21 protein-coding genes are annotated in these 23,145 nt (G+C 66.2%); 11 read left to right on the top strand and 10 right to left on the bottom strand.

The features are described 5' to 3' along the window. The first annotated feature begins 49 nt into the window (after positions 1-49). From AC1DRO_RS07050 to AC1DRO_RS07025, 6 genes are read left to right on the top strand one after another with little or no spacing between them, the layout of a single operon-like run. Positions 50-1,936 carry a PEP-utilizing enzyme gene (locus tag AC1DRO_RS07050; RefSeq protein ID WP_476950309.1) on the top strand — a complete coding sequence of 629 codons (1,887 nt, stop codon included), beginning with the start codon at positions 50-52 and terminating at the stop codon, positions 1,934-1,936. Then, complete coding sequence (locus tag AC1DRO_RS07045) at positions 1,929-2,690, top strand: SDR family NAD(P)-dependent oxidoreductase (protein WP_028276637.1); 762 nt, start codon at positions 1,929-1,931, stop codon at positions 2,688-2,690. Before AC1DRO_RS07050 ends, AC1DRO_RS07045 begins: the two co-directional genes overlap by 8 nt. A gap of 45 nt (positions 2,691-2,735) precedes the next feature. Next, entirely contained in the window at positions 2,736-3,056 is a 321-nt protein-coding gene (locus AC1DRO_RS07040; RefSeq protein ID WP_028276636.1) for a 2Fe-2S iron-sulfur cluster-binding protein, read from the top strand. 2 nt (positions 3,057-3,058) lie between these two features. Continuing rightward, a complete protein-coding gene (locus AC1DRO_RS07035; RefSeq protein ID WP_476950308.1) occupies positions 3,059-4,372 on the top strand; it encodes an NAD(P)/FAD-dependent oxidoreductase in 1,314 nt (437 codons plus the stop codon). Between the two features lie 40 nt (positions 4,373-4,412). Next, positions 4,413-5,150, top strand: a complete 738-nt coding sequence (locus AC1DRO_RS07030; protein ID WP_476950307.1) for an HD domain-containing protein — start codon at positions 4,413-4,415, stop codon at positions 5,148-5,150. Beyond that, complete coding sequence (locus AC1DRO_RS07025) at positions 5,147-6,664, top strand: aldehyde dehydrogenase family protein (RefSeq protein WP_476950306.1); 1,518 nt, start codon at positions 5,147-5,149, stop codon at positions 6,662-6,664. The genes AC1DRO_RS07030 and AC1DRO_RS07025 overlap by 4 nt, the downstream gene beginning before the upstream one ends. Positions 6,665-6,720: 56 nt before the next feature. Here AC1DRO_RS07025 and AC1DRO_RS07020 read toward each other — a convergent pair whose 3' ends face one another. The 3 genes from AC1DRO_RS07020 to AC1DRO_RS07010 form a co-directional block, all read right to left on the bottom strand. Continuing rightward, positions 6,721-7,269, bottom strand: a complete 549-nt coding sequence (locus AC1DRO_RS07020) for a TOPRIM nucleotidyl transferase/hydrolase domain-containing protein (protein WP_476950305.1) — start codon at positions 7,267-7,269, stop codon at positions 6,721-6,723. Between the two features lie 62 nt (positions 7,270-7,331). Continuing rightward, positions 7,332-8,357 carry an NADPH:quinone reductase gene (locus AC1DRO_RS07015; protein ID WP_476950304.1) on the bottom strand — a complete coding sequence of 342 codons (1,026 nt, stop codon included), beginning with the start codon at positions 8,355-8,357 and terminating at the stop codon, positions 7,332-7,334. 149 nt (positions 8,358-8,506) lie between these two features. After that, positions 8,507-9,319, bottom strand: coding sequence for an MBL fold metallo-hydrolase (locus AC1DRO_RS07010; RefSeq protein ID WP_476950303.1), 813 nt, complete (start codon positions 9,317-9,319; stop codon positions 8,507-8,509). A 615-nt stretch (positions 9,320-9,934) separates the two neighbouring features. Between AC1DRO_RS07010 and AC1DRO_RS07005 the strand changes: the two genes are divergently transcribed. Next, positions 9,935-10,354, top strand: coding sequence for a nuclear transport factor 2 family protein (locus AC1DRO_RS07005; protein WP_476950302.1), 420 nt, complete (start codon positions 9,935-9,937; stop codon positions 10,352-10,354). A 53-nt stretch (positions 10,355-10,407) separates the two neighbouring features. Here AC1DRO_RS07005 and ligD read toward each other — a convergent pair whose 3' ends face one another. Beyond that, complete coding sequence (gene ligD / locus AC1DRO_RS07000) at positions 10,408-11,652, bottom strand: non-homologous end-joining DNA ligase (RefSeq protein ID WP_476950301.1); 1,245 nt, start codon at positions 11,650-11,652, stop codon at positions 10,408-10,410. Between the two features lie 48 nt (positions 11,653-11,700). On the opposite strand from ligD, the gene AC1DRO_RS06995 reads away from it, so the two are divergent. After that, entirely contained in the window at positions 11,701-12,093 is a 393-nt protein-coding gene (locus AC1DRO_RS06995) for a VOC family protein (RefSeq protein ID WP_476950300.1), read from the top strand. A gap of 32 nt (positions 12,094-12,125) precedes the next feature. Here the strand turns inward: AC1DRO_RS06995 and AC1DRO_RS06990 are convergent, their stop codons facing one another. The 3 genes from AC1DRO_RS06990 to AC1DRO_RS06980 form a co-directional block, all read right to left on the bottom strand. Continuing rightward, the gene (locus tag AC1DRO_RS06990) at positions 12,126-12,923 is read right to left on the bottom strand and encodes a hypothetical protein (RefSeq protein ID WP_476950299.1); all 798 of its coding nucleotides are present in this window, start codon (positions 12,921-12,923) and stop codon (positions 12,126-12,128) included. A gap of 123 nt (positions 12,924-13,046) precedes the next feature. Continuing rightward, entirely contained in the window at positions 13,047-14,084 is a 1,038-nt protein-coding gene (locus AC1DRO_RS06985) for a LacI family DNA-binding transcriptional regulator (protein WP_476950298.1), read from the bottom strand. Between the two features lie 153 nt (positions 14,085-14,237). Then, entirely contained in the window at positions 14,238-15,686 is a 1,449-nt protein-coding gene (locus AC1DRO_RS06980) for a sugar porter family MFS transporter (RefSeq protein WP_476950297.1), read from the bottom strand. 354 nt (positions 15,687-16,040) lie between these two features. On the opposite strand from AC1DRO_RS06980, the gene AC1DRO_RS06975 reads away from it, so the two are divergent. After that, positions 16,041-17,084 carry a Gfo/Idh/MocA family protein gene (locus AC1DRO_RS06975; protein WP_476950296.1) on the top strand — a complete coding sequence of 348 codons (1,044 nt, stop codon included), beginning with the start codon at positions 16,041-16,043 and terminating at the stop codon, positions 17,082-17,084. Between the two features lie 15 nt (positions 17,085-17,099). Here AC1DRO_RS06975 and AC1DRO_RS06970 read toward each other — a convergent pair whose 3' ends face one another. Next, a complete protein-coding gene (locus AC1DRO_RS06970) occupies positions 17,100-17,684 on the bottom strand; it encodes an HhH-GPD-type base excision DNA repair protein (protein WP_476950295.1) in 585 nt (194 codons plus the stop codon). A 104-nt stretch (positions 17,685-17,788) separates the two neighbouring features. Here AC1DRO_RS06970 and AC1DRO_RS06965 point away from each other — a divergent pair, with 104 nt between their 5' ends. Beyond that, on the top strand, positions 17,789-19,252 hold the full coding sequence (locus tag AC1DRO_RS06965) for a protein adenylyltransferase SelO (RefSeq protein WP_476950294.1): 1,464 nt from the start codon (positions 17,789-17,791) through the stop codon (positions 19,250-19,252). Between the two features lie 12 nt (positions 19,253-19,264). Next, complete coding sequence (locus AC1DRO_RS06960) at positions 19,265-19,588, top strand: hypothetical protein (protein ID WP_028276623.1); 324 nt, start codon at positions 19,265-19,267, stop codon at positions 19,586-19,588. 72 nt (positions 19,589-19,660) lie between these two features. Here the strand turns inward: AC1DRO_RS06960 and AC1DRO_RS06955 are convergent, their stop codons facing one another. Together AC1DRO_RS06955 and AC1DRO_RS06950 are read right to left on the bottom strand one after the other, a co-directional pair. Further along, on the bottom strand, positions 19,661-20,851 hold the full coding sequence (locus tag AC1DRO_RS06955) for a VWA domain-containing protein (RefSeq protein ID WP_476950293.1): 1,191 nt from the start codon (positions 20,849-20,851) through the stop codon (positions 19,661-19,663). Further along, positions 20,848-23,145, bottom strand: coding sequence for a DUF5682 family protein (locus AC1DRO_RS06950; RefSeq protein WP_476950292.1), 2,298 nt, complete (start codon positions 23,143-23,145; stop codon positions 20,848-20,850). Before AC1DRO_RS06950 ends, AC1DRO_RS06955 begins: the two co-directional genes overlap by 4 nt.

The raw sequence follows: 23,145 nt of genomic DNA, 5'->3' as shown, positions 1-23,145 counted from the left end.
CCGCTACGTCACCCAGGCTCAACGCCGAGCCCGTATTGAAAGGACCGCCATGTCCCTGAAGTCCTTCCCCAAACCCTCCGAGCTCGCGGTCCCCGTCGGGGCCGAGGGCTGGGAAAAGATCTACCCGTACTATCTGGTCTTCCAGGACAAGCTCAAGGAGCAGGAGGACGCCAAGTTCTGGTTCTGCGACAGCCAGCATTGGCCCACCGTGTTCAAGCCGTTCGAGACGATCGGCGGCGAGTTTGCGGTCAAGTGCCTGGGCCAGTATAATGCCCGGCACCTGATGATCCCCAACGCCAACGGCATCGAGTTCCGCGTCCACCTGGGCTACCTCTACATGTCCCCCATCCCGGTGCCGGTAGACCAGATCGCCGCCCGCGTTCCCCTGTTTGAACAGCGCGTGGGCCACTACTTCCAGAACTGGGAGCAGCTCCTCAAGCAGTGGCACGTCAAGGTCAAGGGCACCATCGACGAGATGGAGACCATCTCCTTCCCCAGGCTTCCGGACATGGTTCCCATGGAGGACATCCTCTCCGGCAAGGGCAAGGACGGCTCCGAGAAGCTGTTGGAGAGCTATGACCGGCTGATCCAGCTGGCCTACCAGAACTGGCAGTACCACTTCGAGTTCCTCAACCTCGGCTACATCGCCTACCTGGACTTCTTCAACTTCTGCAAGCAGGTGTTCCCCAACATCCCGGACCAGTCCATCGCCACAATGGTGCAGGGCGTGGACATGGAGCTCTTCCGCCCGGATGACGAACTCAAGCAGCTCGCCAAGCTCGCCGTTGAGCTACGGCTGCAGGCTCATTTCCGTAACACCGGTCACGCCGACGACGTCGAGGCCACCCTGGCTGCCATCGCCGCAGCCCCGGGTGGGGACCGCTGGATCGCCCAGTACGAGGGCGCCAAGGACCCGTGGTTCAACTTCACCGTGGGCAACGGCTTCTACGGCCACGACAAGTACTGGAACGAACACCAGGAAATCCCGCTCGGCTACATCGCGGACTACATCCGCCGCGTGGACGAGGGCCAGGAAATCATGCGGCCGGTGGAGGCACTCATCGCAGAACGCGACCGCATCATCGAGGAATACCGCGAGCTGCTCGAAGGCGAAAACCAAGCCCTCTTCGACGCCAAGCGCGGGCTCGCCGCCACCGCCTACCCGTACGTGGAGAACCACAACTTCTACATCGAGCACTGGACCATGGGCGTCTTCTGGCGCAAGATCCGCGAGCTGTCCCGCATGATGCAGGCCGAGGGTTTCTGGACCGAACCGGACGACCTCCTCTACCTGGGCCGCAACGAGGTCCGCGACGCGCTGTTCGACCTGGTCACGGGCTGGGGCGTCGGTGCCAAGCCGATCGGCCCGGACTACTGGCCGGCCGAAATCGAGCGCCGCCGCGGAATCGTGGACGCGCTCAAGACCGCCCGGCCCGCCCCGGCGCTGAACACCCCGCCGGAATCCATCACCGAACCCTTTACCCGGATGCTGTGGGGCATCACCACCGAGCAGGTCCAGCAGTGGCTGGGCGCCGGCGAGGAAGTCGAAGGCGGCGGACTGCGCGGCATGGCTGCCTCGCCGGGCGTGGTGGAGGGCCTGGCCCGCGTCATCACCGACGCGGACCAGCTCTCCGAGGTGCAGCAGGGCGAGATCCTGGTCGCCACCGTCACCGCGCCGTCCTGGGGCCCGATCTTCGGCAAGATCAAGGCCACGGTCACGGACATCGGCGGCATGATGAGCCACGCGGCGATCGTCTGCCGGGAGTACGGTCTTCCGGCGGTGACCGGAACGGGTTCCGCCTCCACCACCATCAAGACCGGCCAGCGGCTGCGGGTGGACGGGACCAAGGGCACCGTGCAGATCCTCGATGCCGACCAGCCGGAGCTCCTGGTCACCGGACCCGGCGCCCACGCGCACAGCCACAGTCATGTCTGAGCTGAACGCGCCGGCTGCAAGGACCGTCCTGATCACCGGTGCCGCCGGCGGGCTGGGCCGGGCGTTTGCGCTCGGCTTTGCCGGCCGCGGCTACCGCGTGGCGGTGGCCGACATCAACCTCGAGGGCGCTGAGCAGACGGCCAAACTGGTCCGCGAACTCGGTGCCGAGGCCGCCGCCTTTCCGGCGGACGTCACCAGCGTGGACTCCACTGAGATCCTGGCACGGGACTGCGCGGACTTCGGGAACGGAAGCATCGACGTCGTCCTCAACAACGCGGCGGTGTACGCGGGGGTGACCCGCAGCCCGTTCGAGGACATCGACCCGGCCGAATGGGACCTGGTGATGAACGTCAACCTCAAGGGCCCCTGGCTCGTGACCCGTGCGGCGAGCCCGTACCTGCCCGAGGGCGGGCGCGTCATCAACCTCTCCAGCGCCACGATCTTCAGCGGCTCGGAACAGTGGCTCCACTACGTCGCGTCCAAGGGCGGCGTGGTGGCCCTGACCCGGGTGATGGCCAAGGAACTGGGCCGGCGGGGGATCACGGTCAACGCGATCGCCCCCGGCTTCACTCTCACCGAAGCCAGCTACGGCCTGATGGAGAACGCCGAGAACTACGGTGTGGACCGCGGGGCCATCAAGCGGGCCAGCCAGCCCGAGGACGTCGTGGGCGCGGCCCTCTTCCTGGCTGGGCCGGACAGTTCCTACTACACGGGCCAGACCATGGTGGTGGACGGCGGCCGCCAGTTCATCTGAGGCGCTCTTTCCTGCCATCATCCGATTCAACCAAAGGAGAACCACATGCCAACGGTTCATTTCACCGACGCCGGGGGCGCTGTCCGCGACGTCCAGGGAAACCCCGGCGATTCAGTCATGGAAACGGCCGTCCGCAACGGCGTCCCCGGGATCGTCGCCGAATGCGGCGGCTCATTGTCCTGCGCTACCTGCCATGTCTTCGTCCGCGAGGACTGCCTTTCGCAGCTTCCGCCGATGGAGAACATGGAAGACGAAATGCTCTACGGCACGGCCGTCGACCGTGAGGACAACTCGCGGCTGTCCTGCCAGCTCCGGCTCACAGACGCCGTGGAGCTGTTCGTCACCACCCCGGAAACCCAGGTGTAGCGATGGGCGCGGAAGCACTGGAGCAGGCAACTGACACCCTCGTCGCGGACCAAAGCTCTCCAACGCGCACGGGGCTCCTGATCATCGGCGCCAGCCAGTCCGGGGTCCAGCTTGCTGTATCGCTGCGGGCACTCGGCTTCGACGAACACATCACCCTGCTCGGCGACGAGGACCACCGACCCTACCAGCGCCCGGCCCTGTCCAAGGAGTTCCTGCAGGGCACGGTCGAGAGCGAATCACTGATTTTCCGCTCCAACGACTACTGGGCCGGACACAACGTGGCCCTGGTCAAAGGCGAATACATCGTCCGGATCGACAAGGAACCCGACGGCTCCGGGGTCGCGCATTCTTCCTCCGGAAAACAGTTCCCTTTCAAGCGGCTGGCGCTCACGGTCGGAGCCCGGGCCCGCAAGCTGGAGATTGAGGGCGGGAACCTCGACGGCGTGCTGTACCTCCGCAACGCCGACGACGCGCTGGCACTCAAGGCGCGGGTGGGGGATGCCACGGATGTGGTGGTGATCGGCGGCGGGTTCATCGGGCTGGAGGCCGCGTCCAGCCTGCGGAAGATGGGCAAGAACGTCACCGTTCTGGAATTCGGTCCGCGGCTCGTTGGCCGGGCCGTGGGAGATGAGACGGCCGGGTACTTCCTCCAGGCGCACCGTTCCCGCGGCCTGGACATCCGGCTCAACACCAGCGCGAAGCGCTTCACAGCAAGCGAGGGCGGTAGCGCGGTCGCCGGCGTAGAACTCCAGGACGGCACAGACCTCTCCGCTCAGATTGTGCTCGTGGGGATCGGCGTCATTCCCAACACCCAGCTGGCCGAACAGCTCGGGCTGACGGTGGACAACGGGATTGTGGTGGACCGCTTCGCGTTGGCCTCGGACGGCACAACGGTGGCGATCGGCGACTGCGCCAACATGCCCAACCCGGTGCCAGGGTCGGAGCCGGGGGAACGGATCCGGCTGGAAAGCGTCAACAACGCCATCGAACACGCGAAGGTGGCCGCCTACTCGCTGACCGGGCGGCGCGAGGAATACGCCGGCATCCCCTGGTTCTGGTCCAATCAGGCGGACCTCAAGTTGCAGATCGCCGGACTGTGCAACGGCTACGACCAGACGGTACTCCGTCGGGACGAGGACCGCGGAAAGTTCAGCGTCCTGTACTACCGCCAGGGCCAGGTCATCGCCGCGGACTGCGTCAACGCCCCGCTGGACTTCATGGCCGTCAAGAACGCGCTGGCAAAGGGCCAGAACATCCCTGCCGACGCCGCGGCGGACCCCGCCACGCAACTCAAGACCATCACCACGGACAGCTAACTGCACTCAGACAGTACGCCGGCCCACCCGAAGGAGCATTATGAGCACCCCCAAGACTCCGGTCGCAGCCAGCCCCGCCGCTAAACCGGTGGACGTGCCGGCCCAGGCCTTTGCCGCGGAGTACAGCGTCCGGCCTGTTCCCGCGGCTGGTCCGGTAGACACCACCGCGATCTGCAATACCCCGGCTGCCGTTCAGGAACTCGACGCACTGTGGAAGGCCGTGGTCCATGAGACGCGGACGCGCGGAAACGACATCCACTTGCCGATTTCCTTGGCCTACGCCGAACGGCTGTGCCGGGCCTATCCCGGCGCCGACGCTGAACTGGTGCGCGTGGCCACTGTGCTGCACGACACTGGCTGGGCCCACGTTGATGAATCCCGCATCATATCCGAGGGCTTCACCGGTGACTGGCGGAAGGCCGCCATCCGCTACGAACACGAGCAGCAGGGCTGCGACGTGGCCCGCCGGGTGCTCCCCGCCCTGGGATACTCCACCGAATTCATTGAGCGCGTCTGCGAGATCATCGACGGCCACGACACCCGGCCGGTGGCCCGGTCCCTGGAAGACGCCCTGATGCGCGATGCCGACAGGCTATGGCGCTTCGACCGCGCCGGTATCGCCCTCGCCTCCTCATGGTTCGGCATGGACCCGGCCACGTACACCGACAGACTGGCCACCGAGATCGTGCCCGAACTCATCACCCAGGCCGCCCACGATATGGCCGCCGCGGACCTTAACCGATCCAACGCCCTTCTTAAGACGGCGGTGATCCGATGACCTCCGCCACGCCTGATGCTCCTGCCCTGACAGCCCGGACGGAGCTGTCCCTGCCGCATACGCATGTGGATACGATCTTTGTCGACGGCGCGTGGCAGCCTTCGCGGGGCACCGGCCGCAACCCGGTGACCGACCCCGCTACGGGCGAAGTGTGGGGCTCGGTGCCGGACGGAACGCCGGAAGACCTGGACGCCGCCGTCGGCTCTGCCCAGCGCGCCTTTCAGGGGGAGTGGCCCCGACTTACCCCGTCTGAACGCGCCGGCTACCTTCTCCGGATTGCTGAGGAGGTGGAGAACCGGGCTCAGGAGCTTGCCCTGACGAACTCGAGGGAAAACGGCTCACCGGTGTCCGAATCCGCCGGGGCGGCAGCCAACGCGGCCGGTATCTTCCGGTACTTCGCCACCCTCGCCGGGTACCTTGAGCATGAGGATGTCCGCCCCTTCCCGCGCGGCGGCGGCGAGTCAGTAGTCCGGCGCGACCCGCTGGGAGTCTGCGCGCTGATCGCGCCGTGGAACTTCCCCATCAACCTGGTGGTCATCAAACTGGCGCCGGCCCTGCTGGCAGGCTGCACCGTGGTGATCAAGCCGGCGTCGCCCACGCCGCTGTCCATCCGGGTGATTATCGACGCCGTCGCCGCGGCCGGGGTTCCGGCGGGCGTGGTCAACCTGGTAACCGGCTCCGGCCGGCTGGGGGATCAGCTGGTGAAGCACCCGGGCGTCGAAAAGGTGGCGTTCACGGGATCGACGCCGGTGGGCCGGAAAATTGCCGCGGCCTGCGGGGAACTGCTGCGTCCGGTCACGCTGGAACTGGGCGGGAAGTCCAGCGCCATTGTGCTCCCTGATGCGGATCTGGATGCGATGTCCAAGGTGCTGATCCGGTCGTCGATGCGCAACACCGGCCAGACCTGCTACATCTCGACCCGGATCCTGGCGCCCGCGAGCCGTTATGACGAAGTGGTGGAGATGGTCACGGCCACGATTGCGGCCGGAAAGCAGGGTGATCCGCTCGACGCGGACACTGTGTTCGGCCCTTGCGCAACGGAGTCCCAGTACCGGACCGTGCTGGAGTACGTGGAGTCGGGCGTGGCCGACGGCGCGCGGGTCACCACCGGGGGGCGAGCGGCGTCGTTAGGCGGTGGCCTTGAGGGCGGCTATTTCGTGGAGCCCACAGTCTTCGCCGACGTCACCCCGGAGATGCGGATCTCCCGCGAGGAGATCTTCGGCCCGGTCCTGTGCATCCTAAAATACGACGACGCCGATGGCAGTGTTGACGAGGCCGTCGCGCTGGCGAACAACACCGAGTTCGGACTCGGCGGCCTGGTGTTCGGGCAGGACGCGACGGCTGCTCTGAACGTGGCCGACCGGATGGACACGGGCTCCGTGGGCCTCAACTTCTTCGCATCCAACCATGCGGCCCCCTTTGGCGGCCGGCACGATTCCGGCCTTGGCACCGAGTACGGGATGGAAGGCCTGAACGCGTACCTGAGCTACAAGTCCATCCACCGCCGCACGTAGATAGCGGGATGCCCGTGACACGGTGAAGGGATTCGATCCTTTCTTGGACAGTAGGATCACAGCGGGAATGATGCAACGAGGCGGGCGAGGGGCGGAGGCGCCTGTCCGGCTGGCAAGGCGTCGACCAGCAGTGGCGCGTATCGGATCTTGTTGCCGCTGCGTCCTCCGAAGAACCGGCGCAACTGCGCCGCTATTGGCCGCTCCCGCAGTGACGGCTGGCGTTGGAGGAGCCGGAACGACGCGAGCTCGCCTTGAGCCGCGATGACTTTGAGCACGGCGTCGATCCCCAGGCAGCGGATGAGTTCGTCCTCCAGATCGGCGTGACAGACGTGGAACCCAAGCTCGGCCAGCGAACCGGACCCGATACCTGCCCGGCCGAGCGCGCGGGCGATGCCACGGGATTCGCCTGCATCACACAGGCCCAACAACCGGTGGCCTGCGCCATTCGGTCCGTAGCGGTCGAGAAAGTGGACGATGCTGGTCGCGCCTCCCATCGGGACGACCGACACCCGCAAGGCTGCCAGGTCATGGCCAAGGCGGAAGGCCAGCGTCTCAACCGCAAGCCGGTCACTCTCACCTTCGACCAACACCGTCGTCGCCTGCATGGAACCAGTATGCCGAACCCATTGTCTGGTCACGGGCTCCTCGCCGGACACGCAGAACGTGGTCAGGAGCCGGACACGTCGACCAGGACCTTCCCGACGAAGCCTTGTTCTACGGCGTCGTGCGCTGCCGCGGTTTCCTCGAGTCGAAAGCGGGTGAGGGGCAGTCCGTGTTCATCGCCGACCCGCAATGCCCCCGCTTTCAGGGCCTCGGCGACGGCGGCAACGGCCGCCGCCTTCTGCTGCTTCGTCACGGTGTACGTGAGGATGAACTGGAATCGGACGTTCTTGCCCATGCTCTCGCGAATGGGAATGGCCAAGGATTCGCCGGGGTTGGCAGCATAAATGGAAATGGTTCCCCCCGGCTTCACCACCTTGAGGTCATTGCCGATGTTCGCCGGAGCGTTGACGTCGACGATTGTATCAACGCCGCCAGGGGCTGCCTCATGCACGGCCCGCGGGACGTCGGCAGTGCGGTAGTTGATCACACTGTGCGCGCCGGCCCGGCGGGCAAGTTCACCTTTCCGCTCCCCGCTCACGGTCGCGATGACGGTTGCCCCGGCCCAGCGGGCGAGCTGAATGGCCGCGTGGCCGACCGCACCCGCGCCACCGGTGACCAGCACCACCCGCCCTTCCAGGGCGCCCGGCGAAAGCCTGGCCGGCCCGTCCTGGCTGACGGTCAGTGCACGATGTGCCGTCAGTGCCGGGATCCCCAGGGATGCGCCCGTGTCGAAGGATTCCATGTCTGGAAGGGCGACGGCCTGCGCGGCCGGCACCGTCACGTACTCCTGGGCTGTGCCCTCGGTGCCGCCCCAGGCGACGTCCCAGAGCCAAACACGATCGCCGACGGACAGCCCCGGCACGCCGGATCCAAGCTCGTCGATAACGCCGGCACCATCTTGGTTGGGCACTCTTGGTGCCTCCAGCCTGCTTCCGCTCCCGCCGCCGGCCCTGGACTTCCAGTCGGTGGGATTGACGCCGGAGACCACCACCCGGACTCTGACCTGGCCCGGTCCGGGTGCCGGCAGTGGCCTGTCCTGAAGGGTCATCACGGACGAGGGTCCTGTCTTTTCGTACACGATGGCCTTCACTGTTACTCCGCTTCTTCGGCTTTCATAGGGGGACGGGATGGGAGCGCCGTGAGAACCTGGGGTTCTCCTGTCGCCATGATGGCTCGGATACCTCTGACGTCTATTGCGGCGCTTGATCCCACGCTAACGCAAAAGGGGAAATGGACTGATCAGGTCAAATGGTCGAAGTCGCCGCGCGCCCAAGCAGTGTGCCGTTGTGCGGAATCGTGCAGAATGGCTTTGGCTCCGGACGCGATTACATTGTTGAAGTTGCCATAGATTCGGTCGAACTTGAGCTCTCCCAGTTGTGCGGCGATTCGCACCGCCACCGCGCCGGATAGCGGCACGTGGTTCGGGTAGCTGCGCATGAAGGCGATGGAGCGACGGTCTGGATTCGGATACACGCTGTCACCGGTCAGCAGAACTCCTTTGCCGCCGGCTCCTGCAGCCCAGTGCACCACCGCGCTGCCCGGGAAATGGCCCCCGGTCTGATGCAGGGTCAACCCTTCGGCGATGGTTTGACTGCCGGACCAGTATTCGATGATCGGATCATTGCGCCCCAGCCATCGCCGGTCTGCGGCCGCCACAAAGACGGGGACGCCGCCGAGCCGATGCGACCATTCGACCTGCACTCCAAACATGTGTGGATGGCTGGCAGCGATCGCCAGGACCGGACCCCGCTCGAGCACTGCCTTCACAGCTCTGTCGTCGACATATCCGACCGGATCCCACAACAGCGAACCCTCGTCTGTCGCCACAAGCTGGGCGGTCTGGCCGATCCCGACTCTTGGCTCCGTCCGGATCCCGACAAGGCCCGGCTCGTTCTCCTTCAACACCGTTTGCTGGCCCTCCTGCGCCAGCCCGTCCAGTGTGAGCCACTTTTGTCCGTCCTCGGGCACATACTGCCGCTCATCGGCGCAGATCGGGCAAACCCCCGGGGCAGGTTCGTCGCGTTCCACGGCGCAAGTTGCGCAGATCAGCATGGTGGGTCCCTTCTAAGGCCTTGTGTCCTGCTCCTCTTGCCCACCGTAAGCGTGCCCGACGTCGTCGGGAAGCCTATGCCGCTGACAACTTCCAACGCGAACATCTGGCGTTCAGGCCCGTCGTGCACCCCGCCGCGTCTTTTGCATGTTCGACGGCGGTGATGTGCGGCCGGCCGCGATGGCAACCGCAAAATGGATCCCGCAATCCGAGTGTGCGTCGAATTGGGTGTCAGCAGCGTCGAGACGTATTCAACGCACCGACGGGGACAACAGGGCGGCTATGACGTTCACCGCATACCAGCCCAATGCCCCAAGTGCTCCCAGAACGGCAACGGAAACCACCCAAAATAGGGCCGAGAGTTTCCGTCTCGGCTTCTCATCCATAACAACCACCCCGCAATCAATTGGGATACCCTCGGACGAAACTTGCCTGAACCCCCTTGCGGAAAGCTTGGAATTGAGACGAGGCCTCTAGCCCGCAGCTGCCCGGGGCAGAAGTCACGCCAACCCTTGCAGCCACCACGAGGCACGCTTAGGATGGCGGGGCCGGGACGGCCTGGACGGCGTTAGACCTATCCTGCCGTTGACGGACAGTGAGCCCTTTGGAGGTCCGACGTGAATGAGCGGGATGACTTCATGGCCTGGGTTGGGTCGCGTCTCAAGGACGCCGAGACCGCCCTGCATAACGGCGACGCCGCGCCGCGGTTCGCCATCTGGTCCCGAAGAGAGCCCGTTACCGTGCTCGGTGCGTGGATGTCCGGCAGCGGTCCCGAGGACGTGGGGCGCATCTTCCGTCAGTTGGAAGCATCCTTCTCGGATTGCACGTCATACACGCACGAGGTGATTGCTGCCGACGTGATCGGGGACATGGCCTACACCGTTGGGTACGAGCATACGAGCGCCTCGGTGAACGGAGAGCCGAGAGACTACACACTGCGCGTGACCCAGGTCTACCGGCGCGAGGATGGCGAATGGAAGGTCGCCCATCGCCACGCAGACACCCTGGCGCAGCCGGACAAGCCTCAGGACGCCTGAGCCCCGTCCTTGGTTTCAGGAGCCGGTTTCAGGAGCCGGTGTCAGGACGGTGGTCAGGATCCAGGGCGCCCCGGCCAATCTTTGCCGGCCCAGGGGTCGTAGTCGGCGATGAGCTCCTCCTGCGGCGGCCGCTCCTGTTCCGGGACGTGCTGCAGGTTCACCCGGACCCGGTACCAGAGCGAACTCGATCCCCGCATTCCGTCGACGAGTACGTCGGCGGGATGCAGGGCTGACAAGAGGTCCGTATGCCTGGTCTTCCATTCCTCGAGCGCCGCGAGCGCCTCGGGCTTGGTCTTGGTCCGTGCCACCTCGATGAGCGGCATTACCGATTGCCGGCGGCCCAGGCCGTCGCTGCCGCGCGGCGGCTTTTCGGCGGGGCCGAGCCCGGCAGCCAGACTGATGAGCCTGTCGAGCGTCCCTACCGCGTCGTCGATCCCGGCGTGGGGGTCGCCCATCGCCGCGAAGCGCTCAAGCACAGTGGGCACCGTGAATTGTTCCGGCCGGGTGGAGGTAACCTCGTCCCAGTTGAGCGGAGTCGAGACCCGGGCATCGGGCAGGGGCCGGATCGAGTACGCCGATGCCACGGTGCGGTCCTTGGCGTTCTGGTTGAAGTCGACGAACACACTCTCGCCGCGCTCCTCCTTCCACCACCGCGCGGTGGCGAGGCCCGGAGCGCGGTTCTCGACCTCGCGGGCGAGGGTCTCGGCGGCGAGCCGCACGTCGCGGTACGACCACTGGGGCGCGATGCGCACGAGGATGTGGAGTCCCCGCGAACCGCTCGTCTTCGGCCACCCCACCAGTCCGACGTCGTCGAGCACCTCCCGCGCGACATAGGCGACATCGACGATCTGCGCCCAGTCGACCCCCGGCATCGGGTCGAGGTCGACCCGGAGCTCGTCCGGGTGCTCGAGGTCCTCTGCACGCACGGGGTGCGGGTTGAGGTCCAGGCATCCAAGATTCACTACCCACGCCAAGCCCGCAGCATCCCGGATGACGGCCTCTTCGGCAGATGTTCCGGACGCGTAGTGCAGCGTTGCCGTGTCGATAAAGTCGGGGTGGTTTTCAGGCACGCGCTTTTGAAAGAACGGCTCGGCGCCGATCCCCTTCGGGAAGCGCTTGAGTACCATGGGCCGGCCGCCTGCGCCGCGCAGTGCACCGTCGGCGACGGTGAGGTAGTAGCGGACCAGGTCGAGCTTGGTCAGTCCGGGTTCGGGGAACACCACCTTGTCCGGACTCGAGATGCGAACCTCGTTGCCGGCAATGTTGAGGATCTCGGCGGGGGTCTTCGACGAGTTCATTCCGCCACGCTAGTTCCGGACGGCTGCGCTTGGGAATAGCATTCCGGCATGGACGCCAAGTTATTCGCCTATCTCAGCTACGGTGACGCACCCGCAGCCCTGGACTGGCTCCAGGCCGTGGGATTTGACGTTATTCAGCGGCAGGACGGCCCCGCAGGGACAGTGCTGCACGCCGAGATTTCCATGGGGGAGGCGGTGTTAATGGTGGCAAGTAGCGATGCCGCCTCCCAGCGGCCGCCACTTATCGGCCAGTCGACCGGCCAGGGACTGTATCTCCTGGTCGAAGACGTCGACGCATTTCATCAGAAGGCCCTCGCCGCGGGCGGAACCTCAGTGATCGAGCCCGAAGACACCCCATGGGGCGCCCGGCGTTGCCGGGTGCTCGATCCCCAAGGACAGGAATGGAGCGCCGGCACCTACCAGCCCGGAATCGCCTCGTGATACGTCCTTGCTTGCCCACCCGGGCAGGCGCTCTAAGTGCCCTCCTCGCTGCCGGCGTCGAAGGGCTTGCCCGCGGCCGGCGGCTCGCCCGCCGCGAGTCGGTCCGACTCCCGGGCCCCAACCGCGGACTGGGCGCCACCGGATCCGGCTTCGGCGGGTGAGGGTCCCGGCGGTACAGATCCGGATGTCTTTGCGGAGTCCGTCACGGTCCGCTGCCCCTCGGTCATGGCGGGGTCGTTGAACACCTGCTCCACGGGCGCCTCGCCTGTCTTGGCCCGTTCCGGATGCGAGTGATCCCCCTGCGCCTTGGTGCCCGCCTCCGCGATGTCGACCGCTTCGCGCACATCTGCACCGCTGCGGGAGTCATCGCTCTGGGCCGCGGCACCCGACGAGGCGTTCCGGGCCTGCGATTCAGCGTCGTGGCCACCGTGCGCCTCGGTCATCGGCATTTCGCCAGGCGTACCTGTTCCGGCCTTGCGCAGCGGATCTACAGTACCGTCCGCACCGTAATCACCTTCGGTGTACTGGCCGATTTCCGACCCGGCCGTGCGTCCCGGAACCGTACCAGCGCCGCCGTAGTCGGCTGCCACGTAGCGCCCGGATTCCTTGGCTCGGCCTCCCAAGGGTTCGGGCAGGCCGCCCTCCCTGCCGCCCGCACCGTAGTCACCTTGGACGTATTGGCCTTCCTCGTCCTCGGCGTGCCGGCCTCTCTGCACGCCAGCCTTACCGTACGCTCCTTCGACGTACCGGCCCCGGAGCTCCTTATCTTCTGGTTTCACGTCCGCGGGCGCCTGGTCCGCGGGCAATTCGGAGTCGCTGCGGTCTGTCATGATCCTGCCCTCCAGAGACGAATCCATGCGTCTAATCCGGCGCAATTCAAGTCTAGCCAGGGCCACTGCACCACGACAGAGGGCAGCGGCCGCCTCCCGCCCGCCTTTGGGTGGCCAAGGGTGTCAGGTGTGGGCGGCGGGAGCGGTGGTGCTTCGAACGACGAGGCGCGGGGCCAGCACTTCGGTACGTGGCGGGAGGGAGGGGTCGGCGATGCGGGCGAGGAGAAACTCCGCGGCGCGGATGCCTACGTCCCGGCTGACGGGGTCGACGGTGGTCAGGGAGATGTGGCGGATCCCGGCGAGATAGGTGTTGTCGTATCCGACCAGTGAGAGTTGTCCCGGCACGCTGATGCCGCGCTCGTCGGCGGCCGAGAGCGCACCGACGGCGAGGATGTCGTTGGCGGCAAAGACTGCTGACGGGGGCAGGCCGCCGTCGATAAGGCGGCTCATTGCCTCAAAGCCGGAATGTTCGCTCAAGTCCGTTGGTATCACTCGGATGTAGTTCTGCAAGCCGTGGCGGGCCATAGTGTCCCGGTAGGCGTCGGCCCGCACGGTAGCGGACCCGGTGGGAGCGGTGAGGAAGGCAATGTCGCTGTGGCCGAGACCAATCAGGTGTTCGACGGCCATCCGGGCGCCGGCGGCGTCGTCGTTGCTGACGCGGTCCGCTGCCGGGAGGTCGAAGGCGCGGGTGCCGGCGACGACGGCTGGCGTGAGCAGTGTGGCGCGGGTGAGGTCTTCATCGGCGTTGAAGTCTCCGGCGATGACGAGGCCGTCGACGCGCAATTCCATGAAGGCGGACACCGGGCTTTCTCCTGGGCGGGCCAGATAGCGTGGATCGCCGAGGACCATCCGGAGGTTCTGCTCCCGGAAGATGTTCTGCATGCCGTCGAGCAGGTCCACGAACCAGGGATTGGAGAGGTCGTCCAGCAGCACTCCTACTGTTTGCGTCCGTCCGCTGGCGAGCGAGCGGGCCGCATTGCTGGGCCGGTACTCGAGTGCGGCTATGGCGGTGGCAACAGCTTCCCTTTTTTGTTCACTCACCTTTGGTGAACCCCTCAGCACCAGGGAAACGAGTGCGCGAGATACGCCGGCTTCGCGCGCCACATCCTCAATGGTGGCGCGTTTGGCCGCTCCATGCTGGTTCAGTTCGTTCCTGGACAAATGGCCTCCTGCCGGCAAGCGTATCGCGGGAAACACAGCGGTTCCGGCCGCCGCCCCATGGGCAACCGCACCGGTTCCACTGCTGCCTGACGCCGGCCGCATGCCTGTCCCGTGGGGGAGGCCCCGGCGGCAATGGCTGCGGACGTTCGATTCTCAGAGAGATACCGCCTTCTCGCCCGGTACCGTGGGGGGCACGATGATGGGTATGCCTCCGGTGCGGAAATGCACCTCCAGCTCTTCCAGCGACTGTCCCTTTGTCTCAGGCACGAATTTCGCCACGAAGATCAGGGAAACAATGTTCACCAGCACGAACAGGGTGAACGTGCCGGTTGAGCCCAGGGCCACGACGAGGATCGGGAACAGGAACGAGATCGCCGCGTTCACGGTCCAGAGGGCGAACACCGCAATGCCCATCGCGAAGCCACGGATGGCCAACGGGAAGATCTCGGAGAGCAATAGCCACACGCACGTGCCGATGAAGCACTGCACGAAGGCCACGAAGAGCATCATCGCCGCCAGAATGATGTAGCTGACCAGGTCCGATTGGGGGAGCGTGAAGACGACGGCGAGGAGTGCCTGCGAAGCCACGACCCCGGAGAAGCCGATGACCAGCATGCGGCGGCGCCCGACGAAGCCCAGGAGCCAGATGCCCAGGACGGTCATCACCACCGACGTCACACCGACGGCGATGGTTGCCACGAGCGATGCGCTCACGCCGAGGCCGCTGCGCTCGAGAATGGTGGGGGCGTAGTAGTTCACGGTATTGATGCCCGTTGCCTGCTGGGCTGCGGCGAGCCCAATGCCGACCCAGAGGAGCCGGCGCATCCAGGGATTGTTCTTCAGATCGCGCCAGGCGCTGGAGCGCTCGTTCCGGGCGGTATTCGCGGACTCAACGATTTCTTTGTACTCGAAATCGGCTTCCTCAGGGCTGCGGCTGAGGTTGAGGATGCGGCGGCTGTCGTCGAGCCTGTCGCGGATAGCGAACCAGCGCGGCGATTCGGGCAGGGCGAGCATGCCGATCAGGAGTGCGATGGCGGGGATGGAGGCAATGCCAAGCATGATGCGCCAGACCTCGGAGTCGTGGATGACGGCGTCGAGGAGTGCGTTGATGGCAAAAGCGAGCATCTGGCCGGTCACGATCATCAGTTCGTTGATGGTGACCATGCGTCCGCGCAGGTGTGCAGGCGCCATTTCTGCAAGGTAGAGGGGGCACGTCACGGCGGCGGCGCCGACGCCAAGGCCGAGAATGACGCGGGCCGCCACCATGAACCCGACGGTCGGCGCGATGGCGCAGCCTATCGCTCCGAGGAGGAAGAGCAGCGCACAGACGAGCAGCGTGCCGCGCCGCCCGAGCTTATCGGCGAGCCTGCCGCCGCTCAGCGCGCCCACCGCGGCACCAGGGAAGAGCAGTGCGCTGACGACGGTGGCCTCTTCTACGGGGCTCATGTTCAGGGAGTCCTGCATGTAGAGCAGCGCACCGGAGATGACACCGGTGTCGTAGCCGAACAGGAGTCCGCCGAGTGTGGAGATGACAGTGAGACGGGCGAGATATCCGCGATGTTTCGAGCCCGATGCGGGCGAGCTTGCTGTGTGCAACGACATTGTTGACTTCCTCGATTCGGCCGACCTGAAGGGCGGACTTTGAATTCTGAGCGTTCTCCGGGAGTGCGCTGGATCACGTGCCTTCTACGTTAGAGCGCTCTAACGCGACAGTCAAGAGTTTGTCTTGACATGCGCTCAAAGGGTCGACGGGCGTCCTGGAGGCGGCCGGTTGGGGCAAGTCCGTGCGGGCGCGGCGGCGGGGAGGACGCCGGAAGCCTGGTGCGTGGCGCCGGGGTGGAGCGGGTATTTCTTCAGGCTTTTACCGATGAAGCGATTTGTTACTATGTCAGGACAAATCCAGGGAAGGGCGATGAGTCTCATGCGAATCGATGTCAACACAATGGAAGCCGGCACATGACCGGGAACTCCTCACTCCCGGTGTCCCGGGTCCCGGATTCCCGAACCGCACCACCACTCCGCTGGGGGATCATGGGTCCCGGCTGGATTGCGGAGCGCTTTACGGAATCCGTCCAGGCGCACACCTCGCAGATTATCTCCGCAATCGGGTCCCGCTCGCTGGACCGTTCCGAAGCCTTTGCTGGACGGCACGGCATCCCCGCTGCCTTCGGCAGCTATGAGGAGCTGGCCGCCGCCGACGTCGACATCGTCTACGTGGCCACGCCGCACAACTTCCACTACGAGGCCGCCCTCATGGCGCTCGACGCCGGCAAGCACGTTCTGGTCGAAAAGCCGATAGGCATCAACCGCGCGCAGGCGGCCGGCATCGCCAGCCGGGCCGCCGACGCCGGCCTGTTCGCCGCCGAAGCCATGTGGACATTTTTCCTGCCCAAGTTCGACGTCATCCGACAAGTGCTCGACTCCGGAATGCTCGGGGACGTTACTACGGTCTTCGCCGAATACGGTGAGCACTTTGACCCCAGCCACCGGATCTTTGACCCGGCTCTGGCGGGCGGCCCGTTGCTGGACCTGGGGACCTATCCGCTCTCGCTCATCACGTCCGTCCTGGGCGAACCGGATCGCCTCCTGGCACTCGGTGAACCGCACGAATCCGGAGTCAATGCCCAGCTGTCGGCCGTAATGTCCTTTGCCGGCGGACGCCAGGCCATGATGAACACCCAATTGCACAACTTCACGCCGACGTCCGCCACCATTGTGGGCACCGAGGCTTCACTGTCAATTGACGGGCCCTTCAACATGCCAGGCAACTTCAGCGTCCACTTCCCGGACGGTACCCGGCTGGCCTACGAGGAGCCGGCCGGAGCGCACTTCGAGGGCCTGCACTTCGAGGCTGCCGCCGTCGCCCGCGCCATTGCGGCGGGGCGGCTGGAGGTTCCGCAGCGGCCGCTCGCCGAATCCATCCGGACCATGGCCGTCGCCGACGCCGTCAGGAACCAGCTCGGCATCGTGTTCCCGGGCGAAGCCATTGGAAGCCGCTGATCCAGGCCCTCCGTATCAGCGCTCGGATGCCTTAGCGGCTTTGATGGCGGCCTTGGCAGCCTGCTTGCTGGCGCGCACTCTTTTCAGCGACTCGGGGTCCACGATGTCGGCGACAGAAAGAAATGCGCTCTCCTGGCCATAGGGGCCGGCGGCCTCACGCCAGCCTGGCGCCTGCAGGCCGCACTGCTTGCCGAGCAGCGCAAGGAAGATCTTGGCCTTTTGCTCTCCGAAGCCGGGCAAGCCTTTCAACCTGCGCAGCACTTCCTCACCGTCCGGGCCGTCCTGGTTCCAGATGGCAGTTGCGTCCCCATTCCAATCGCCTTGGACGGTCGCGGCGAGGTCCTGGACGCGGCCGGCCATGGAGCTGGGGAAGCGGTGGATGGATGGACGCTCCTTGAAGATCTCAACGAAGCCGGCCGGGTCGTATTCGGCGATTGCGGCAGGGGCCATGGACCCGATGCGCGTCCGGATCTTTTCGGGTCCGGCAAACGCAGACTCCATGGTCACCTGCTGGTCAAGCAGCATGCCAACGAGGAGTGCGAACGCGTCATTGCTGAGCAGTTGGTCGGCGGCGGGGTCGCCCGTGATGTGCAGTTCCATGCGCCCATCCTGCCACCAGCTCCGCGCCACGTCATGGCACCGGCCCGAATCTGCTCCGCCGCGACCAGCGGCATTGCTGACGCTGTGGCCGGTATCCTTGAAAGATGAGTGGCACAGCGCATTCAACCGTCACATTTGATGGCCGCTTCGCCCGGGAGTTCCAGGAGATGGCCATTCCCTGGCGCGCGGAGGAGGCGCCCGAGCCGCACCTTTTGGTGCTCAACGAGCACCTCGGCACTGAGCTGGGCCTCGATCCGGCCTTCCTCCGGAGTCCGGAGGGTCTGCGCCTGTTGACCGGCAACGCCGTCCCTGCCGATGCCAGTCCGGTGGCGCAGGCCTACGCCGGCCACCAGTTTGGCTGGTACGCGCCCCGCCTCGGCGACGGGCGCGCGCTCCTGCTGGGCGAGATCGGGCACGCGGACGGGCAGCTCCGCGACGTCCACCTCAAGGGATCAGGACGCACGCCGTTTGCCCGCAACGGGGACGGCCAGGCGGTGGTCGGTCCCATGCTGCGCGAATACATCGTGAGCGAGTCGATGCACGCGCTGCACATCCCCACGACCCGTTCCCTCGCCGTCGTCGCGACGGGACGTTCGGTGCAGCGCGAAACGCTCCTGCCGGGCGCCATTCTGACCCGGGTAGCCAGCAGCCACCTGCGCGTGGGCAGCTTCCAGTACGCCCGGTCCACGGGCGACATCGGCCTCCTTCGCCGCCTCGCCGACTACGCCCTGACCCGTCACCACCCCGCCGCCGCGGAGGCCGGGAACCGCTATCTAGCACTCTTCCAAGCGGTCATATCCGCCCAGGCTTCGCTGGTGGCCCAGTGGATGCTCGTCGGATTCGTTCACGGGGTCATGAACACCGACAACATGACGATTTCGGGCGAAACGATCGACTACGGGCCGTGTGCCTTCATGGAAGGCTTCGACCCGGCCGCCGTCTATAGTTCGATCGACGAGAGCGGGCGCTACGCCTACCGCAACCAGCCGGTGGTGGGGGAGTGGAATCTTGCCCGGCTCGCGGAGTCGCTTCTGCCCCTGCTCCACGATGACGAGGAGCAGGCGGTGGAGCTCGCGGTGGGAGCCCTCGGCGAGTTCCGCCGGCAGTACAGTGACGCCTGGTCGGCAGGCATGAAGGCCAAGCTGGGGTTCCGTGACGGGCTCGACGACGGCGTGACCTCGGCTCTCGTGGATGAAGTTGTGGCCTTAATGCAGGAGTCACGGGCCGACTACACCTCGTTTTTCCGGCACCTCGGCAAAGCCGCCCGCGGCCGTGCCGAAGCCGCGCGGGCCCAGGTCCTGGACACGGCAGCCTTCGATGCCTGGGTAGGGCGCTGGCGTGCCTTGGCGCCGGATGCTGACACCATGGACCGGGTCAACCCGGTCTACATCCCGCGGAACCACCTGGTGGAGGAGGCCCTGGCGGCCGCTACCGGCGGAAACCTGGATCCGCTGGCACGGCTGCTGGACGCAGTCGCCGCACCTTTCGACGAGCGGTCCGGCCTCGAGCGCTACGCCGCTGCCGCCCCGGAAAGCTTTGGCCCGTACCGGACCTTCTGCGGAACCTGAGGGGAGCTGATCATGGATACGGAATTCGCCGAGGTCATCGATCATGACGTCACCACCATCACCTGCGTTTGCGGCAATACCGTCAGCAGCGAGGGATTGATTCAGGCCAACTCAGAGGGAATGCCCGTTCACATTGGCGGCAACGTTCCCGTGCCCGCGGGCCTGGCTACCTGGCCTGAGGACGAGGATCTCTACACCCTGTGCTCCTCTTGCGGCCGCGTTTACCATGACGCCGTCATCGAGGAGACTGGGACCGCGCCCGTTGCTTTCCGGATTGATGTCACCGCTGGGCCGGTTGCCGAGGCGATCCGTGTCCACTGGGACCTCAACACGTAGCCACCTTCGGGGAAACTTCCGTTTCCCGGTCTTTCCCGGACCGGGTACCGTGCCGGGCAAGCCGTCGACCCTCTAACCTTCGTGGCTCGTCGGGATGTCCTGGGCGGCTGCCCATTCGCCCACGTCCCGGCGTTCAATGGCCGCGGCCATCAGATCCGGGAACAGGTCGGGCGTGCAGGCGAAGGCCGGGACGCCAATTCCGGCAAGTGCCCTGGCATGGTCTGAGTCGAACGACGGATGACCGCTGTCACTTAACGCCAGGAGCGCGATCATGGTCGTCCCCGACCCGACGATCGTGGCCGCCCGTTGCAGCATCTCTTCGGCGATGCCGCCTTCGTAGAGGTCGCTGATGAGCACCAGAATCGTCTCGGTGGGCCGGGTGATCTGGTCCTGGCAGTATGCCAGGGCGCGGTTGATGTCCGTGCCGCCGCCGAGTTGCACACCAAAGAGCACATCAACCGGATCGTCCAACTCGTCCGTCAGGTCGACAACCTCCGTGTCGAAGACCACCAGGCGGGTCCGCACCGACCGCAGCGAGCTGAGCACCGCCCCGAACACGCTGGAGTAGACCACGGACTCGGCCATCGACCCGGACTGGTCGATACACAGGATGATTTCACGCTGGACCTCGGTGCTGCGCCGGGTGTGCCCGACCAGACGCTCGGGCACGATCGTCCGGTATGCGGGCTGGTAGTGCCTAAGATTTGCGGCGATAGTTCTGTTCCAGTCAATGTCCCGATGCCGGGGCCGTCGTGTCCGTGCCGCCCGGTTCAATGCTCCGGAGAGCGCCTGTATCGTCTTGGAGCGCAGACGGTCCTCAAGCTCGTTCGTCACCTGACGGATGACTGTCCTGGCGGTCTCGCGTGACTGCTCGGGGATGACACGGCCGAGGCCGACGAGCGTGCTCACCAGCCCGACGTCGGGCTGCACGGTTCGCAGCATCTCCGGCTCGAGGAGCAATTGCCGAAGGCCGAGCCGGTCCATGGCGTCGGCCTGCATCACCTGGACCACCGTGGACGGGAAATAGCCCCGGATGTCGCCGAGCCAGCGGGCAACGCGAGGGCTGGACGCGCCCAGACCCCCGCGGCCCTTCTTTTCTTCGGCTCCGTACAAGTCCTCCAGGGCCCGGTCGCGCCGGGCGTCAGCGGTGGAGAGGACGACGCTGTGTCCCTCCGCTGTGGTGACGCCGTCGGCCTCATGGCCGCCGAGCACAAGGCGCCAGCGGCCCAGCCGGCCGCGGCCGTCGGTATCTGCGTCGGTCACGCGATCGCCTCCCATCCGAGGTACCTGGCCATCGTCCGGACCGCGGGGCCCGCGGCGGTCAGGTCCAGGTCGGTCTGGCTGACGATGCCCACTTTGTCGCCAATGCGGCTGACTTGCTCTCCGATCTCGCGCCGCTCCGGCCGGCTGAATGCTGAAAATGTCCTGCGCAGGAGCGGCAGGACGTCGTCGAAGATGGCGTCGTCCACCCCGGCGACCCAGTCGTCCACGATCTGCAGGAGCCGCCGATCATGAATCAGCAGTGTTGCGTCTCCGGAGATGAGGCCGTCCAGCCAAGCGGCGGCTTGCCGTGAGGGAGTGGCGATCGAGAGCCGCCGGCTCAGCGTCGCCGCGACGTCGTTCCCGTCGACCAGGCCTGCGTCCAGAAGGAGCCTCGTGGCCCGACCTGCCACCGAGCCGTGGATGCCGTCCGAGCCTGCGACGGCGGCAAGCGCCCGGTGCCAGTCGTCCGGTGGCAGGTCGGGCAGCAAAATGAGGCCCTGTTGGGCCGAATCGACGGCGCGTCGCATGGCGTCGGCGGCCTCGTCGTCCAGCCCGGCGCAGGCGGTGGGCAGCCCCACGCACGCCCGCACAACCGTCGTGTCAAGAATCTTCCGTACGCCCGTGACGTTCACGCCGCGCACGTTGCCGTACCGGCAGGTCCGGGCAAGGGGGGCGATGGTTTCCAGCAGCGGCGCGACGTCTTGTTGCAAGGCGGTGCGCTCGGCAAGCACCGACACCACGCCGCCGATGCCGTCCGGCAGGTCAGCGAGCAGGCAGCTTGCGAGCAGTTCGCTGAGCGCCGTCAGGCTGCCTGCGTCCTGGGCGCGTTCGGCCACGCAGTTCGCGGCAGCGGAGGCGACCGTGGTGCCGTAGCGGCTGGCCTCCACCACGGCCACCGTCAGCTCCGGCTCCCAGTTCAGTGTCCACACCTCCTTGAACGTGCCCGTCGTCCGGCCGGATTCGCTCTGTGTGCCCCAATGCACTCCAAGCAGCGCCAGCCGGTGCAGCAGAACCGAGCGGGCCAGCTGGTTTGGCTTGCGCAGGTCAAGGGTAAGGACCTCTTCCATGGCGCTCGGTTTCCACCGGAGCCTGCGTTGAGTGGCTGCCAGATCGGCGGCCAGGGGGACTGTGGGCGCAGACTCCGGTACATTCCCCAGCTCGAGCCCAACGGTGAGTTCACGGTGGACCAGGGCCAGCGGCAGAGGTGAACCGTCGCACAAAACTGCCTGCGCGGCGTCGTCCAGTTCGGACAGTCCCGGGCTGGGCCGTCCACGGACGGCGGCAAGGGCATTCGCCATTCGGCTGGCGTCCACTACAGAGGCAGTCGATGCGTCGAGGTGTTCACGGCGCAGTGCATGGGCTACCCGGACGAGCCAGGTAGTGGAAACGTCCGTGCCGGGCTCCTGCGCCATCCAGTGTGTGAAGAGGTGCTGGTACCAGCCGGGCGCAGTGACACCGGCCCCATAGCCGCTGCGCAAGCTGAGCCGGTCCGAGGTCCATGGCACCCAAGTCACCGCGACCTTGGCCTTGGGCAGCCCGGCCAGCACCTTGTTGTCGGCAGAGACCGGGGGAAAGCCTGAGGGCACTAGGGCAGGCGCATGGTACGCACCACACACCACGGCGATCCGCCCATGCCCTTCGCGAATGGCGGCACGCAGCAGGCGGCGCATCGCCGCTTCCCGACGGTTGTTCTCCATAACGTCGGGATGGCTGCTGGGCCTGTCGTCGGCCGCCCGGATCTCCGCAATGGCCTCGGTCAACGCCGCGAACCGCTCGACGGGGTCTGTATTCGGTTGCTCGATGGCGTCCTCCCACCACCGCTCCGGATCGGTGTAGCCGGCGGCGCCGGCCAGCATCCCAATCGCATCGGGGCGGTACGGCTGCTGCATCGGGGCAGGAGGTTCGGCGCCATCCACGGGGGGATCGCCGTCGTCGATGGCTGTTATTGGCCCGTCCGGCGCGGGAGCCATGCGGAGGGCGAAGGTGTGCGCCGCGGGCAGGTCGATCGCCCGCACCTGGGTGCCGGTGGAAAGCGCCCAGCCAAACGCCACCCACTCCGGCGAGAAGCTCGCCATCGGGTAAAAGGAAGCGAGCCGAGGCTCATCGGCTGCGTAGATCAGCCCGGCGATGGGCGGCGTCATCTGCGGATCGGACAGCAGCGGAATCACCTGGTCAAGTTCCGGGGGACCTTCAACCAGCACCAGATCCGGCCGGAGGGATGCCAACGCCTCGGCGACGGAATGCGCCGAACCGGGGCCGTGATGCCGGATCCCCAGGACGTAGACGTCTGTCAT

It is taken from the genome of Arthrobacter sp. P4_F11 (assembly GCF_056401395.1).
The sequence above is the reverse complement of the archived record's forward strand: the minus strand, read 5'-3'. Positions and strand labels throughout refer to the sequence as shown.

Coding starts and splice junctions, on each gene's coding strand:
- AC1DRO_RS07050 (WP_476950309.1), top strand. CDS start 50: ATGTCCCTGAAGTCCTTCCCCAAACCCTCCGAGCTCGCGGTCCCCGTC.
- AC1DRO_RS07045 (WP_028276637.1), top strand. CDS start 1,929: ATGTCTGAGCTGAACGCGCCGGCTGCAAGGACCGTCCTGATCACCGGT.
- AC1DRO_RS07040 (WP_028276636.1), top strand. CDS start 2,736: ATGCCAACGGTTCATTTCACCGACGCCGGGGGCGCTGTCCGCGACGTC.
- AC1DRO_RS07035 (WP_476950308.1), top strand. CDS start 3,059: ATGGGCGCGGAAGCACTGGAGCAGGCAACTGACACCCTCGTCGCGGAC.
- AC1DRO_RS07030 (WP_476950307.1), top strand. CDS start 4,413: ATGAGCACCCCCAAGACTCCGGTCGCAGCCAGCCCCGCCGCTAAACCG.
- AC1DRO_RS07025 (WP_476950306.1), top strand. CDS start 5,147: ATGACCTCCGCCACGCCTGATGCTCCTGCCCTGACAGCCCGGACGGAG.
- AC1DRO_RS07020 (WP_476950305.1), bottom strand. CDS start 7,269: ATGCAGGCGACGACGGTGTTGGTCGAAGGTGAGAGTGACCGGCTTGCG.
- AC1DRO_RS07010 (WP_476950303.1), bottom strand. CDS start 9,319: ATGCTGATCTGCGCAACTTGCGCCGTGGAACGCGACGAACCTGCCCCG.
- ligD (WP_476950301.1), bottom strand. CDS start 11,652: ATGAACTCGTCGAAGACCCCCGCCGAGATCCTCAACATTGCCGGCAAC.
- AC1DRO_RS06995 (WP_476950300.1), top strand. CDS start 11,701: ATGGACGCCAAGTTATTCGCCTATCTCAGCTACGGTGACGCACCCGCA.
- AC1DRO_RS06990 (WP_476950299.1), bottom strand. CDS start 12,923: ATGACAGACCGCAGCGACTCCGAATTGCCCGCGGACCAGGCGCCCGCG.
- AC1DRO_RS06980 (WP_476950297.1), bottom strand. CDS start 15,686: ATGTCGTTGCACACAGCAAGCTCGCCCGCATCGGGCTCGAAACATCGC.
- AC1DRO_RS06975 (WP_476950296.1), top strand. CDS start 16,041: ATGACCGGGAACTCCTCACTCCCGGTGTCCCGGGTCCCGGATTCCCGA.
- AC1DRO_RS06970 (WP_476950295.1), bottom strand. CDS start 17,684: ATGGAACTGCACATCACGGGCGACCCCGCCGCCGACCAACTGCTCAGC.
- AC1DRO_RS06965 (WP_476950294.1), top strand. CDS start 17,789: ATGAGTGGCACAGCGCATTCAACCGTCACATTTGATGGCCGCTTCGCC.
- AC1DRO_RS06960 (WP_028276623.1), top strand. CDS start 19,265: ATGGATACGGAATTCGCCGAGGTCATCGATCATGACGTCACCACCATC.
- AC1DRO_RS06950 (WP_476950292.1), bottom strand. CDS start 23,145: ATGACAGACGTCTACGTCCTGGGGATCCGGCATCACGGCCCCGGTTCG.